Source organism: Bradyrhizobium sp. AUGA SZCCT0222, from assembly GCF_018130205.1.
In the GTDB taxonomy this organism is placed as follows: Bacteria; Pseudomonadota; Alphaproteobacteria; order Rhizobiales; family Xanthobacteraceae; genus Bradyrhizobium.
The window spans coordinates 79,210-91,242 of record NZ_JAFCLX010000030.1; the positions used below are offsets into that span (position 1 = coordinate 79,210).

The 12,033-nt window shown below is 61.1% G+C and carries 18 protein-coding genes and 1 tRNA gene; 9 read left to right on the forward strand and 10 right to left on the reverse strand.

Annotated features, from left to right (window positions below; all coding sequences use genetic code 11):
- The first annotated feature begins 4 nt into the window (after window positions 1–4).
- From JQ629_RS24240 to JQ629_RS24250, 3 genes are read left to right on the forward strand one after another with little or no spacing between them, the layout of a single operon-like run.
- Entirely contained in the window at window positions 5–808 is an 804-nt protein-coding gene (locus tag JQ629_RS24240; protein ID WP_212414788.1) for an ABC transporter ATP-binding protein, read from the forward strand.
- Between the two features lie 56 nt (window positions 809–864).
- Window positions 865–1,593: an ABC transporter permease gene (locus JQ629_RS24245; protein ID WP_212262453.1), complete on the forward strand. Its 729-nt coding sequence runs from the start codon at window positions 865–867 to the stop codon at window positions 1,591–1,593.
- Window positions 1,590–2,363, forward strand: coding sequence for an ABC transporter permease (locus JQ629_RS24250; protein WP_212414789.1), 774 nt, complete (start codon window positions 1,590–1,592; stop codon window positions 2,361–2,363). Before JQ629_RS24245 ends, JQ629_RS24250 begins: the two co-directional genes overlap by 4 nt.
- A 75-nt stretch (window positions 2,364–2,438) precedes the next feature.
- Here the strand turns inward: JQ629_RS24250 and JQ629_RS24255 are convergent.
- From JQ629_RS24255 to JQ629_RS24275, 5 genes are all read right to left on the reverse strand, one after another.
- Window positions 2,439–2,515 (reverse strand) — tRNA-Pro (locus JQ629_RS24255).
- Between the two features lie 169 nt (window positions 2,516–2,684).
- A complete protein-coding gene (locus JQ629_RS24260; protein WP_249133138.1) occupies window positions 2,685–3,101 on the reverse strand; it encodes a DUF192 domain-containing protein in 417 nt (138 codons plus the stop codon).
- 241 nt (window positions 3,102–3,342) lie between these two features.
- On the reverse strand, window positions 3,343–4,008 hold the full coding sequence (locus JQ629_RS24265) for a cold-shock protein (protein WP_212036625.1): 666 nt from the start codon (window positions 4,006–4,008) through the stop codon (window positions 3,343–3,345).
- Window positions 4,009–4,208: 200 nt separating this feature from the next.
- Window positions 4,209–4,970, reverse strand: a complete 762-nt coding sequence (locus tag JQ629_RS24270; protein WP_212414790.1) for an SIR2 family NAD-dependent protein deacylase — start codon at window positions 4,968–4,970, stop codon at window positions 4,209–4,211.
- A 166-nt stretch (window positions 4,971–5,136) separates the two neighbouring features.
- Window positions 5,137–5,373, reverse strand: a complete 237-nt coding sequence (locus JQ629_RS24275) for a hypothetical protein (protein WP_212261659.1) — start codon at window positions 5,371–5,373, stop codon at window positions 5,137–5,139.
- 193 nt (window positions 5,374–5,566) lie between these two features.
- On the opposite strand from JQ629_RS24275, the gene JQ629_RS24280 reads away from it, so the two are divergent.
- Window positions 5,567–5,734, forward strand: coding sequence for a hypothetical protein (locus tag JQ629_RS24280; RefSeq protein WP_212261662.1), 168 nt, complete (start codon window positions 5,567–5,569; stop codon window positions 5,732–5,734).
- 429 nt (window positions 5,735–6,163) lie between these two features.
- Here JQ629_RS24280 and JQ629_RS24285 read toward each other — a convergent pair whose 3' ends face one another.
- Window positions 6,164–6,349 carry a hypothetical protein gene (locus JQ629_RS24285; RefSeq protein WP_212209536.1) on the reverse strand — a complete coding sequence of 62 codons (186 nt, stop codon included), beginning with the start codon at window positions 6,347–6,349 and terminating at the stop codon, window positions 6,164–6,166.
- A 615-nt stretch (window positions 6,350–6,964) separates the two neighbouring features.
- On the opposite strand from JQ629_RS24285, the gene JQ629_RS24290 reads away from it, so the two are divergent.
- Window positions 6,965–7,111: a hypothetical protein gene (locus JQ629_RS24290; protein ID WP_212261665.1), complete on the forward strand. Its 147-nt coding sequence runs from the start codon at window positions 6,965–6,967 to the stop codon at window positions 7,109–7,111.
- Between the two features lie 51 nt (window positions 7,112–7,162).
- Here the strand turns inward: JQ629_RS24290 and JQ629_RS24295 are convergent, their stop codons facing one another.
- Window positions 7,163–7,459 carry a putative quinol monooxygenase gene (locus JQ629_RS24295; protein ID WP_212414791.1) on the reverse strand — a complete coding sequence of 99 codons (297 nt, stop codon included), beginning with the start codon at window positions 7,457–7,459 and terminating at the stop codon, window positions 7,163–7,165.
- A gap of 120 nt (window positions 7,460–7,579) precedes the next feature.
- Between JQ629_RS24295 and JQ629_RS24300 the strand changes: the two genes are divergently transcribed.
- Window positions 7,580–7,777 carry a hypothetical protein gene (locus tag JQ629_RS24300; protein WP_212414792.1) on the forward strand — a complete coding sequence of 66 codons (198 nt, stop codon included), beginning with the start codon at window positions 7,580–7,582 and terminating at the stop codon, window positions 7,775–7,777.
- A gap of 268 nt (window positions 7,778–8,045) precedes the next feature.
- Here the strand turns inward: JQ629_RS24300 and JQ629_RS24305 are convergent, their stop codons facing one another.
- Window positions 8,046–8,183, reverse strand: coding sequence for a hypothetical protein (locus JQ629_RS24305; protein ID WP_212209431.1), 138 nt, complete (start codon window positions 8,181–8,183; stop codon window positions 8,046–8,048).
- A 1,289-nt stretch (window positions 8,184–9,472) separates the two neighbouring features.
- Window positions 9,473–9,970: a hypothetical protein gene (locus tag JQ629_RS24310; RefSeq protein WP_212414793.1), complete on the reverse strand. Its 498-nt coding sequence runs from the start codon at window positions 9,968–9,970 to the stop codon at window positions 9,473–9,475.
- Here JQ629_RS24310 and JQ629_RS24315 point away from each other — a divergent pair.
- The 3 genes from JQ629_RS24315 to JQ629_RS24325 all read left to right on the forward strand — a co-directional run bounded on the left by JQ629_RS24315 (window position 9,969) and on the right by JQ629_RS24325 (window position 11,667).
- The gene (locus tag JQ629_RS24315; RefSeq protein WP_212414794.1) at window positions 9,969–10,421 is read left to right on the forward strand and encodes a VOC family protein; all 453 of its coding nucleotides are present in this window, start codon (window positions 9,969–9,971) and stop codon (window positions 10,419–10,421) included. The genes JQ629_RS24310 and JQ629_RS24315 overlap by 2 nt on opposite strands.
- 50 nt (window positions 10,422–10,471) lie before the next feature.
- Window positions 10,472–10,699, forward strand: a complete 228-nt coding sequence (locus JQ629_RS24320) for a hypothetical protein (RefSeq protein WP_212261684.1) — start codon at window positions 10,472–10,474, stop codon at window positions 10,697–10,699.
- 323 nt (window positions 10,700–11,022) lie between these two features.
- Window positions 11,023–11,667, forward strand: a complete 645-nt coding sequence (locus tag JQ629_RS24325; RefSeq protein ID WP_212414795.1) for a glutathione S-transferase family protein — start codon at window positions 11,023–11,025, stop codon at window positions 11,665–11,667.
- A 3-nt stretch (window positions 11,668–11,670) separates the two neighbouring features.
- Here the strand turns inward: JQ629_RS24325 and JQ629_RS24330 are convergent, their stop codons facing one another.
- Window positions 11,671–11,925: a porin gene (locus tag JQ629_RS24330; protein ID WP_212414796.1), complete on the reverse strand. Its 255-nt coding sequence runs from the start codon at window positions 11,923–11,925 to the stop codon at window positions 11,671–11,673.
- Between the last annotated feature and the right edge of the window lie 108 nt (window positions 11,926–12,033).

A 12,033-nucleotide genomic window follows, 5' to 3' on the forward strand; every position in this document is an offset into this window, starting at 1 on the left:
CGCCATGGCAAATGCCGCAAAACGCTTCGAGGTCATTCCCGGCCAACCGAGACCGCAGATCGCGTTCACGGACGTTACGCTCCAGCTCGGTGGCAAAACCATCATCGAGAATTTGAGCCTTGGCGTCCGGCCCGGCGAATTCCTCTGCGTCGTCGGTGCGTCCGGTTGCGGCAAGACCACCGCGCTGCGGCTGGCGGCGGGGCTCTACCAGCCGACCAGCGGCCGGGTGGATTTCGACGGCCAGCTGATGCTGCATCCGCGGCGCGAGATCGCCATCGTCTTCCAGGACTACGGCAAGGCCCTGCTGCCGTGGCGCACCGCGGCCGGCAATGTGTCGCTGGCGCTCGAAGCGGGCGGAATGGCCGCCGCCGAGCGCCCTGCCCGCATCGAGGAATTGCTGCGCACGGTCGGCCTGCCCGGCCATGCCGGAAAATATCCCGCAGAAATGTCCGGCGGCATGCAGCAGCGGCTGCAGATCGCACGATGCCTGGCGCAGGAACCGAAGACGCTGCTGATGGACGAACCGTTCGGCGCGCTCGATGCGATGACGCGGCAGGGCTTGCAGGACGAGGTGCTGGCACTGGTGGCTGCAAGCGGCGCCACCGTGATCTTCGTGACGCATGATCTGGACGAAGCCATCTATCTCGGCGACCGCGTCATCGGCCTGCTGCCACATCCCGGACGGATCGGCATTGAGCTTGCTGTCAATCTGCCGCGGCCGCGCGATCAGCTTTCGACCCGCGAACACCCGGAATTCCTGCGCTTGCGGCGGCAGTTGTTCGACTTCATCAAGGCGACCGAACAGTGACGACGGATAAGGCCAAGGAAAAGGCCAAGGAAAAAGTCAAGGCGCTGTTGCTGCCGATGGCGGTGCTGCTCGCCTTCGAGGCCTGGGCGCGCGCGACGCATCTGCAAAGCGACAGCCTGGCGCCACCAAGCGAGATCGCCATGGCGCTCGCCGGCGCCTTTGCCGACTTCTCAATCCTCACAGCGACGCGCGACACGTTGTTCTCGACCTTTGCGGGCCTTGCGATCGGCACCGTCATCGGGCTGGCGCTCGGCATTTCCTTCGGGATATCAGACACGCTCAACCGCCTGATGGAGGTGACGGTCGAGGCGATCCGGCCGATCCCGTCGATCGCCTTGCTGCCGATCGCGCTGATCGCGCTCGGGTTCGGCTATCGCATGGAAATCGTGATCGTAGCGTTCGCCTGCGTCTGGCCGATCCTGATCCTGAGCCGGGCGGCGGTACGCAGTATCGAACCGCGGCTGATGGAAGTATCGCGGGCGCTGCGGCTACCCGCCGCGCAGCGCGTCTGGAAGATCATCATCCCCGCGGCCCTGCCGCGGATCTTCGTGGCGTTCCGGCTGTCGGCCGGTATCGCGCTGATCGTAGCCGTCACGGTCGAAATCGCGATCAATCCACTGGGGCTGGGTGCCGGCATCATGCTGGCGCAGCAGGCGCTGCGCCCCGACCTGATGCTGGCCTATCTGGTCTGGATCGGCGTCATTGGCTACGCCCTGAACATCCTGCTGGTGGTGGCGCAGCACCGCATGTTCGGCCGCGCCGCGTTGAGCGGAGACAGCGCATGAACCGCATCGCGACGATCTGGCTCTGGCGCGCCGCAAGCTTTGCGGTCGCCGCTTCCTTCATTGCGCTGTGGCAACTGATCGCCAATCTGAAGCTGGTCTCGCCGGTGTTCCTGCCGGGCCCGGACCGTGCCTGGGCCTCGCTGATGCGCGGATTTTCCAACGGCGATCTCTGGAGCAAGCTCGCCGGCACGCTCGAGCACATGGCCTATGGCTGGCTCGCCGCATCGATCGCCGGTATCGCGATCGGCGCGATCATCGGTTCGTCGCGGATAATGCGGACCTATGTGGCACCGTCGCTGGAGTTTTTGCGGCCGTTGCCGGTATCGGCCATCATCCCGGTCGCGATTGCGATGCTGGGGCTGACCCAGGCCATGGCGCTGTTCGTGATCGCCTTCGGTGCGATCTGGCCGATCATGCTGGCAACCATTCATGGTTTTGCCGCAGTCGAGCCGCGGCTCTACGAGGTGGCGCGCTCGCTGCAGATGCCGCGGCTGGCGGTGATCTTCAAGATCGCGCTGCCGTCCGCCAGCCCAGACATTCTCGCCGGCATGCGCCTTAGCCTGACGGTGGCGCTGATCCTCTCCGTGGTCTGCGAAATCCTCGCCGGCCTCGACGGTCTCGGCCACTGGGTGCTGCTCTCGGCCAGAGCCTTCCGTTCGGCCGATCTTTTCGCCGGCGTCATCCTGCTCGGTGTGACCGGCTACGTAACCTCGGTGGCGATGTCGATGGCCGAACATCGCCTGCTGGTGTGGCAGGCCGCGCAGCGGTAACGGAACAGCGTAAGAACCACGTGCCAGAATCGCGGAAAACGTCAGAATCACTTTGAGGAATTTCAAAGGGTTAGTTGGTCGGGGCAGCTGGATTCGAACCAACGACCTGCAGTACCCAAAACTGCCGCGCTACCAGGCTGCGCTATACCCCGATTGGTGCTGGGAATGGACGTCGATACACGCTTGGGACCTCGCCAGCAAGGCACTGGAGGCCCCAAGCTCAGGTTCAAATGGTGGCCCCATTCTACTTTGCATGGGGTTGTTTTCGAGATTTTTTGTCCGGACCCTGCGATGGCCGCCGCAGAGGCACTGGGCAGCTTGTCAGCGGCCGTTGAACAGGGGGTGCGCCACCCGGTCGCCGGGCCTGATGCCGTATTTTTGCGCCGTGCCGGCGATCACCTCCAGCACGCCCTTGGCGAGCCCGCCCGACGAGATGATCTTGGTCGACATCGGCTCGGTATTTTCCGCGATCCTCAGGATGCGGCCATCGGCGCGGATGAAGATCATGTCGAGCGAGATGTAGGTGTTCTTCATCCACATCGAGATCTGCTGTTCGGGCGAGAAATCGAACAGCATGCCTTTACCGTCGGGCAATTCCTTGCGGTGCATCAGCCCGGTGGTCTTCTCCTCTTCGGTGGTTGCCATCTCGACCGAAAACACCTGCACGCCGGACTTGGTGGCGATCTCGAGCGGATGGAAGCTCGCTGCCTGCGCAGTTGCGCCAAGGCTTGCCAACATGCCGAGCCCGACGATCAGCGACGTCGCCAACCGTCCGCGCCGACCGGTCCGCGCAACCATCGAAGCCAAATTCATAACAACACTCACGCCGGACATCAGGATGATCCAGGAGGATTTAGGGGGCCATTGCCGGGAAATCCTAACCCGATGATTGCGGCAAAGGCCAGAGGCCGGCGCACGCACAGGCACCGAGCGGCTCACGATTCCGTCAGGTGACAGGCCGGACAGCGGATACGGGCGGTTAGTGCGACGACAGCGCCGACGGCCCGGTCTCGGGGTGGATCTCCGCGGCCATCATGCCCTTGGAGCCGGGCCCGAACCGCACCAGCACGTACTGGCCAGGCCGCAGCTCGGTCATGCCGAAGCGGCGCAGCGTCTCCATATGCACGAAGATGTCAGGCGTCCCCTCGCCGCAGGTCAGGAAGCCGAAACCGCGCAGCCGGTTAAACCATTTGACCTGCGCGCGCTCCAGACCTGAGGTCGGCGTAACGCTGACATGGGTCCGCGGCGGCAGCATCTGCGCCGGATGGATCGCAGTGGACTCATCCATCGAGACGATACGGAAGGCCTGATAGCCCTTGGCGCGTTGCACGCACTCGACCACCAGCCGCGCACCTTCATACGCGGTCTGATAGCCATCGCGGCGCAGCACCGTCACGTGCAGCAGCACGTCGGGCCAGCCATTGTCGGGAACGATGAAGCCGTAGCCTTTCGAGGCGTCGAACCATTTGATGACGCCGGAAATTTCGACAAGGTTGGCGGCCGCATCGCCAAGACCCGAAAGAGCATCCATCGCCGGATCGCGCTCGGCGCCGGCAGAGAATTCACCTGGTCCAAGCCTGTTCTGCCCCGTCCCGCCTGACGGCGGCCCCCCGAGCTTCTTGGACTCAAATCCGTCCGACCCCATGACCCCGGACCTCACACATTCATTTGCGGCCCGCTATCGCCGTAGCGGACCGGAACACGCGCCCATCCATGACCACTCATGATAACGCCGCGCGAATCTCTCGAATCAAAAGATAACACTCCCGCATGCGGCGCATAGCTAAAAAAACAATTCAGGCGGGAACTATGAACAGGCTTGCACAGCTTCGAATCAATTGCAGATCAATTGCCTACAAATGGTCCAAGCGTCTCTCCGATGTCGTGCCGGATCACGAGATCGGCGACATCGTCCTGTTCGGTCGGCTCGTTATTGATGATGACGAGCCTGGCGCCGCAGTTCTTGGCCATCAGCGGAAAACCTGCGGCCGGCCAAACCACCAGCGAGGATCCGATGGCGAGGAACAGGTCGCAATGCTGGGCCAGTTCCGTGGCGCGGCGCATCGCGTCTTCCGGCATCGCCTGTCCAAACGAAATGGTCGCGGTCTTGACCGGTTCGTCGCAAACCGTGCAATCGGGCGCGCCGCCGGTCTCGTCAAAGCGCGCTTTGACCCAGGGCAGATCGTAGGCCTGCCCGCAGCCGATGCAGCGGGCGTAGGTCGTGTTGCCGTGCAGTTCGACCACGTCGTCGGCCTTGAAACCGGACGTCTGGTGCAGATTGTCGATGTTCTGGGTGATGATCGCGGGGATCTTGCCGGCCTTGTAGAGCGACGCCAGCGCCCGATGCCCGCGGCCGGGTTTCGCCGCGGCAAAGGTCGGCTCCATCGCAAAGCGCCGCCGCCAAGCCTCGTCACGGGCGTCGGAACTGGCGACAAACTCGTCGAACGGAATCGGACGATTGCGAGTCCACAAGCCACCAGGCGAGCGGAAATCGGGAATGCCGCATTCGGTCGAGATGCCGGCGCCGGTAAAGGGAACGATGGACGATGCCTCGGCGATCATGTTGCCGAGCTGTTCGACGCCGCTGCGAAGGTCTGGTGCGATCACGTCAACATCCGATTTTTCAAAGCGTTTCCAAGCGGAAGCCTGCCCCGCAACGGAAAACACGTCAAACAAAATTGGCCGCGCCGACGATAGCGCGGCCAATCGGATTGGCTGTTCGGTCGGCCCCCGCACAACCAAACGTCGGCCGCGCGTCACCAAGCAGGCATCATCAGGCGGCTTTGGCGACGGGTTCCTTGGGTTCCCGCACCTCGTCGGTCTTCTTGACCTTGGCGACAGGCGCGCTCTCCGTTTTCTTCGCAGGCTTGCCGTATTGCGCGAGTTTTTCCAGTTCCGCCTCGAGCTCGGCGCGGCGCACAGCGACCTTCTCGAACAGCTTGTCGGTGGCGTGCTCGCGCAGTGCGGCGAGTTCTTCGATGCTCAGTGAATCCAGATCGATCTTTGCCATTGGAACCTCCGGTTTGCTTGTCGCTACCGGGAAGGTGCGCAAGCAACAAGCGGCGCACGGGCCTTATCCACCGCCATCGCTTTGCAAACAGACGACCACAATCCCGCAACGCGGCTTCCCAATTCACGCCCCAATCGCAACCGTCAATGGCAACCGGGACGACTCAAAAACACGACTCCAAAAAGGATGGGCAATGAACGAACAGGACGACAGGCTCGCGCGTGCGCGCGAGGAAATCGCAGCACGGGTCGCGAGCTTCAAGGCCACGCAGGAAAAATTCGAACGCGAGCGCGAGGAATATTACGCCACCACGCTCGGCAAAGCCTGGAGCGGATTTAACCGCCCATCGTTCTGGAGCTAGCGCCAAAGTCCGATCAGCAAAGAGCCCGGGGCGATGCGTCGGGCTTTTTTGTAAGTCCGCCACCAGGCGGAACCGGCAAGCCATTTTCGCCAAAAAGTTTTCGGAGCGACGGGAACGAACCCTGCGGATGCGCATTCTCAGCTCAAGTGCAGCAACCTTGCCAGAGGTGAAAGCATGAAAGACCCCGTCAGCGTCTTCGGAGGCTGGCGGGGTTTTCATTTCGCGGCTGGCAGGCCCTGACCGCAAAATATCCACGCCAAACCAGCACGAAGGAACCAATTGCGGCCCCGGGAATCTGTTCCCGAAAGAGGTGCAACGATGCCCCCATGGCTGGAAGTTCTGCTGAACGTGATCGCGTTTGCCGGCTTTATCGGCATTGCCAAATATCACAAACCGCGCGGCGAAAAATTACCGGACCGCTAGGGGATCCTAGTTCGCCTTGTGCGGCTCGCCCGCCGTCCGGACCAGCCTGTCAGCTTTGACCAGCACGTGTCCGGTTTCCGGTTGCGACCGCAGTGAAAAACTGATGCCGACGAAGGCCAGGCAAAACAGCAGCCCGACCACCATCACGCGTCGGTGGGTCGGTTTGTCGGCGTTATGAAACGAAGGGACCATGGCTGCTTCCTCCAGCCATCCCTAGCGCAACCTCTGATAAGCACAACGCAATCCCGGTCTTAACCTAACTGAATAGGGTTATTGGAGCGCCGGAAAGGGATCGTTGACCTCGCCGGTTGGCGCGCGCACCCGCACCGATCCCGTACGCACGTACTTGTCCGCAGCAAATCCACAGCCAAATCACAGGCCGCAAAACGGGTTTTCAGGCGTTGCGCCCAATGCTTGCTGCGCACCCGTCCACACCCCGGCGGACAGAACGCATCGAGCTTTATCTTCAAGCAGAATACGCATCGGCACAGCCTGGGCTAGCCCAACATAGTCAAATGGATCTGCCCAGGAGTTCGGGAGACACGTGAAGCACTGCGCAAGCGAATCCGAAATATCGAAGCAAGACTCCTTTTGTTCTTCGAAGAACGAACAGGGGGCGCGTTTTCCGGACCGGCCGCCCCTTAAGATCGGGTTACTTCGCGAGCGCTCGCCGATGGCAAACCGCATCGTGCCCCTCGCCGCCTCCCGCCAGGCCGGCCTGATCGGAGCGCTCCGGACACGATGCTGTTCGCATCGTCGTGATCGAACCTTTTTGGCGCGATTTGGACCTATCCGAAAAGGTGTGACATGACCCAGGCAGATCACTACCGCGACCAGTCGATCCGAGCCAAGCGTTTGGCCCGCGCCGCCAAGGATCCCGAGGCCTCGAAGAAGCTCAACGAGATGGCCGAGGAATTCCGGCTCTATGCCGAACGGCTGGAGAAGATCCTCTAAGGCCCGCAGGCGACAAGAAGCGGTGCTTGCGCGTCACGGCTTGCAGCGCGGCTATCGCGGAATTGATTCCGCGCGATAGATCCTGGTCCCGGTGGTTTCGACGATCCGGCCCTTGAGCGATCTGACGAACGCTTTCGAACCTTCAACGGCGAAGTGGGTGCGCAGGGCTGCCTCGTCCGCCCATTGCTCGAAGAAAAACAGGCGCATCGGATTTTGGCAGTCGACATGCACGTCATGCGAGATGCAGCCGGGTTCCGCCCGCGAGCGCTCGACATGATCAAGGCAGGCGGCCAGCACCTCATCAAAGCTGTCCTCGCGCGCCAGAATACTCCCTGTCACCAAGATCATCTCGGCATCCCCTGCACATGGTACCGGTCCGCTCCGCCATTAACCCAATTCGCAGTTAACCCAATCTCTTTACAAAGTGTAAACGACCGCCTGACAGCTTTTGGTCAGGAGGATAATCTCATGCTTGTTTATCCCGTTCCTGTTGAAGTGACGCAGGCCAGAATCCAGCTCCTCGTCGACCAAACCGCCAAGGCGCCGCCCAATACGATCAACGAAGACCTGAAGGCCGTCTACGACGCCAAGGCGCAGGCGCAGCAAGCGCAGATCGAACAACACGCCCAGGTCGAGCCAACCGCCTTGGTCGACGTCAAGGCCTAACCATTGGGGAGTGAGCCTGGTCCCTCCGCGCTGCCGGCGACGTGCCGCCGGGGGACAGGGCTCGTTCGACCGACAATTTCATTTTCAGCGTTTAATGCGGAGTGACGGCCATTGTCGAACCGCATCCTGTGCCGGGATATCCGGGCGCGGGGGTGTGGGGCCTTTCAGTCCCGATGAGGTCCCTGCCTTGCCGCGCGAATATCTGTGCGGGATCACGCCCTCAACGCCCGCGCTTTAACGCCGTGGCGACGGGCGCGAGCAAACCTCATCAGGCCGCGCGTTTCGGACGGTCCTGCTGCGCAAAATATTCCAGGATCTGGATGCGGATTTCCTCGGCGATCGGGCCTTCGACCCGGCGCATGCGGTTCCAGAGCCTGATGATTTCGCGTTGTTTCTCGATGTCCATGAATCAACCTCCAGGGGATGATTGAATGGAACATAACAAGAACATTTTCGCAAGTGCTCCGTGGATGCGCGCGGAAATCGGTTTGAACCAATTGCGCGTTGCGGTGACTTATGGATGAGTAGTCCCCCAGACACTCATCCCCATCAGAAAGCCCTGCTTCCCCCGAGCGGGGCTTTCGCTTGTGTAGCTGTAACCCCGCGCGTGCACGTCTTGCTAATCGTGGATGCTGGCCACCGCATAAAGCTCGGGCTCGAAGTTTTCCGCGAGCTTGCCTGCCGCCATCATATGCTCTTTGCATTCGGGATTGCGCTGCATGGCCTCGAAATACTCTTTCGATCGACGTTGGGCATAATTCGCGACGTGCTACTGCTAAGGCTGCGGTGAATGTTGGCAGAGACGAATCCCGGCTGACGCTTCATGACCTTGTCAGTCGCTCGTCCAGCAATTTGACGAGTTCGCAACATCGAGGCGAGGCTCTCGCGTCGAGTTTTCATCCGCGACCAACCTTCAAAGGGAGGCCTCGGCTCCGCTTTTGTTCTCGGAGAACGAACAGAGTCCGCAATTTTGCGGACGAGCAATCGTAAATAATTGAAAAACAAAAGGCCACGCGGGCGTTACGCCGCGTGGCCTTCACCGAGACTGTCCCCCTAGGCCCTCCAGAGATTCCGTCTCGCGACGCATAATGTGCGGACGGGCTTGCCTGTCCAGCCCACGGACGAATTACCCACAGTTCAGACGCGCCGGCATTCGTCTCGTTTCGCGATCGACTTCCGGGAATCAGCGGCGCTTGGAACGGCCCGGCGCGCTCACCTGTCCCGCAACGGTGATACCTGTGGTCGAGCACAAGAAGCTTGTCCGGCGAAATCAGCTTCAGGGTCAACGAACCCGGACCGCGGCGTTCTTCGCCTTCGTTCGAAACGAAGCCCGACGCCCTCAGCGAACCGTCAGGCCGACGAACGACACGCTTGATGTCATGGGCGGAGGCAAAAAACGTAACCGTGTTTGCTCCGATTTTCAGCAGCCCATCACCTTCGGGATTCGAGCAGTCGGCAGCCTCGAAGGCCCACAATCCCTGGACCGATTTCGGCAGTACGTTCGCTGGAACAGAACCAGCAGTCCCGAGATCAGAACTCGCTTCAAGCCGTCAATTTCCACAGCTCATTCATCGTTGAACGTCTAACTATCGAAGCGTCGAGATTTGTCCCCATCTCCGCTTCTCTCAGAGAGCCCCGCTTCCCCAGGCGGGGCTTTCGCTTGAGTCGCAGCAAAGCCGCCCGCTTCGGCTCCACTCACCGTGCGCCTCCGCTGAGCTGTTCACACCGATGATAGATCTCTCCCTTGGCCTGAAGCTTGTTGGGATCAATCAGCTTAAGCGTGATTGAACCGTTGGACCGACCATCGTCTGCAAAACCATACCCTGTTCCCTTTAGTGAGCCGTCCTTTAGCCGGGTAATGCGCTTGATTTGAAAGCCATGCTCGTAAAACAGCACCGTCCGCGGTTCGACCGTCATCCCGGATTCGCTGGACTGCTCTGTGCACGCAGCGGCGTCAGAGGCCCACTTCCCCAGCATGCTGGTGGGAAGTTGGTCGGCTGCATGAGCCGTGCCGGAGATGAGAAGAGCGCCAAGCAGGTATTTCATGCTGCCATCACTTTCCCAGCCACACCGCCATGTAAAGGACCCAGGGTAGCGCCCAAACAGCATCATGCCCCCTGCCCCGCGGCGAATTTTGCTGCTATTCAAGCCCCGAACCAAAAACCAAGCCTCGCAAAGGGAGCCAAGAAACATGCGTTTTCTCCACACCATGCTGCGCGTCCGCAATCTCGATGCCGCGATGAAATTCTATCACGATGCGCTCGGGTTGAAGGAAGTGCGCCGGATCGACAACGACAAGGGCCGCTTCACGCTGGTGTTCCTGTGCGCCGCCGAAGACGAAGGCCTGCTCAAGGCCTCGCCGGCCACCCGCGGCGCGCCGCTTGTCGAACTCACCTACAATTGGGACGAAGAGAAATACGGCGAAGACCGCTATTTCGGCCACCTCGCCTATGAGGTCGACGACATCTACGCCACCTGCGACCGGCTGATGAAGATGGGCATCACCATCAATCGCCCGCCGCGCGACGGTAACATGGCGTTCGTCCGCTCCCCGGATCTGCATTCGATCGAGCTCTTGCAGAAGGGTGACCCGAAGCCGCCGGCCGAGCCGTGGACCTCGATGCCGAACACCGGCCACTGGTAGGCCTCTTTGTTTTGACGCGTTTTCTTGACGCGAACCGGCATCCACTTCGCTTGAAAACGCTACGGTACAACTTCTTCGTGCACGTCCGCCATCCCAGCTACCGGCTGGTGACGAAAGCGGACGTGCCGTTTCCCTCAGGCACCTCGGAAGACGAATGGAAGTTGACGCGTAGCCGCGAGGCCGGCGACGTCAACGCCGAGGTGCGCGACGCCGTCGATCGAGACGGCTATTCGCTGTTTCGAATCGGACTGTCGCTCTCCGATATTCCACAATCATAACGCGGCACCGCGTGCGCAGTTTCGGTCCGCGCAAAGGAACAAGACACTCGCCCACACGTTCTCTCCTCGATTGATATTTTGGAGGATACGAGGATGGGACGAGGAATTTTGTTGTGGCTGTTGGGCGTGCCGATACCGATAATCCTTCTGTTGTGGTTGTTCTTCGGCCGCTGACGGCAAGCCTACGTGACAGGCTCCGTCGCGACGCGGCGGAGCCTTTTTTTGTTTAGTCCAGCCAAGGCAGCCCGCGCTTTTTTGCCGATCTTCCGCTATGAACCGGTTGCAAGAAGATCACCGCAAGAAAAACGCTGGGAGCAAAACACGTGGCTGACAACAAACAACAACTCACCATCTGGGGCCGGGCCAATTCGGTCAATGTTCAAAAAGTGCTGTGGTGCCTGCGCGAGCTCGATCTCGGCTACGATCGCATCGATGCCGGCATGCAGTTCGGCAAGAATAATGAAGCGCCCTACCTTGCGATGAATCCCAATGGCCGCGTGCCGACGCTGATCGACGGCGATTTCGTGCTGTGGGAATCCAATTCGGTGATGCGCTATCTCTGTCTCGCCTACGGCCAGAATTCGTCGATCTATCCGCAAAGTCCGCAGGCCCGCGCGGCCGTCGACCGCTGGCTGGACTGGACGCTGTCGACCCTGCAACCGGTGGACCGGCCGGTGTTCTGGGCGCTGGTGCGCACGGCGCCGGAAAAACGCGACATGGTCCAGGTCCAGAAGGACGCCGACGCCGAGGCCGTGCAATGGCGGATCGTCGACGCACAAGTGGCAACGCGCCGCTATATCGAAGGCGATCAGTTCACGATCGCCGATATCGCGCTCGGCGCTTTTGCGCGGCGCTGGTTCGGCGTCGAGGGCATCACAAAACCGAAACTTTCGAACCTCGAGCGCTGGTTCGCGCAGATCTCGGAGCGCCCCGGATTTGTGAAGTTTATCGCGCCGCCGATGACCTGACGCTCAGCGCGATCCGGCCGATGTGCCGGCGCCGATACTGAGGGCACCGCCGATCTTCGCGCAGGTCTCAGTGCCCTCGACCCTGACGAAACCCGCCCCATATGCCGCGCATGAGTTGCTTGATGTCGCTCCCTTCAGCGGAAGCAGCTTGCCCGACGGGGCGGTCTTGCCGGACTTCTGATGGCCGGATGGTTCGGCGGCCAACGCCGCCACGCCAGTCAGCACCAGAACCGGGATCGCAAGGAGGGATTTTCGCATCCCGCCTTTTATCGTCCCGCGCCATCAGGCGCTAGGTGGTGTGGACTCTAAGGATTCCCTTTTAGGCGCAAATCAGATTCAAGGCTTCTTTTTGGGAGGCAGTCTTGG

What these genes read in the sequence shown, in the direction of transcription:
- JQ629_RS24240 (WP_212414788.1), top strand. Translation starts at nt 5, where the DNA reads ATGGCAAATGCCGCAAAACGCTTCGAGGTCATTCCCGGCCAACCGAGA.
- JQ629_RS24245 (WP_212262453.1), top strand. Translation starts at nt 865, where the DNA reads ATGGCGGTGCTGCTCGCCTTCGAGGCCTGGGCGCGCGCGACGCATCTG.
- JQ629_RS24250 (WP_212414789.1), top strand. Translation starts at nt 1,590, where the DNA reads ATGAACCGCATCGCGACGATCTGGCTCTGGCGCGCCGCAAGCTTTGCG.
- JQ629_RS24260 (WP_249133138.1), bottom strand. Translation starts at nt 3,101, where the DNA reads ATGTTGGCAAGCCTTGGCGCAACTGCGCAGGCAGCGAGCTTCCATCCG.
- JQ629_RS24265 (WP_212036625.1), bottom strand. Translation starts at nt 4,008, where the DNA reads ATGGGGTCGGACGGATTTGAGTCCAAGAAGCTCGGGGGGCCGCCGTCA.
- JQ629_RS24275 (WP_212261659.1), bottom strand. Translation starts at nt 5,373, where the DNA reads ATGGCAAAGATCGATCTGGATTCACTGAGCATCGAAGAACTCGCCGCA.
- JQ629_RS24280 (WP_212261662.1), top strand. Translation starts at nt 5,567, where the DNA reads ATGAACGAACAGGACGACAGGCTCGCGCGTGCGCGCGAGGAAATCGCA.
- JQ629_RS24285 (WP_212209536.1), bottom strand. Translation starts at nt 6,349, where the DNA reads ATGGTCCCTTCGTTTCATAACGCCGACAAACCGACCCACCGACGCGTG.
- JQ629_RS24290 (WP_212261665.1), top strand. Translation starts at nt 6,965, where the DNA reads ATGACCCAGGCAGATCACTACCGCGACCAGTCGATCCGAGCCAAGCGT.
- JQ629_RS24295 (WP_212414791.1), bottom strand. Translation starts at nt 7,459, where the DNA reads ATGATCTTGGTGACAGGGAGTATTCTGGCGCGCGAGGACAGCTTTGAT.
- JQ629_RS24300 (WP_212414792.1), top strand. Translation starts at nt 7,580, where the DNA reads ATGCTTGTTTATCCCGTTCCTGTTGAAGTGACGCAGGCCAGAATCCAG.
- JQ629_RS24305 (WP_212209431.1), bottom strand. Translation starts at nt 8,183, where the DNA reads ATGGACATCGAGAAACAACGCGAAATCATCAGGCTCTGGAACCGCATG.
- JQ629_RS24315 (WP_212414794.1), top strand. Translation starts at nt 9,969, where the DNA reads ATGCGTTTTCTCCACACCATGCTGCGCGTCCGCAATCTCGATGCCGCG.
- JQ629_RS24310 (WP_212414793.1), bottom strand. Translation starts at nt 9,970, where the DNA reads ATGTTTCTTGGCTCCCTTTGCGAGGCTTGGTTTTTGGTTCGGGGCTTG.
- JQ629_RS24330 (WP_212414796.1), bottom strand. Translation starts at nt 11,925, where the DNA reads ATGCGAAAATCCCTCCTTGCGATCCCGGTTCTGGTGCTGACTGGCGTG.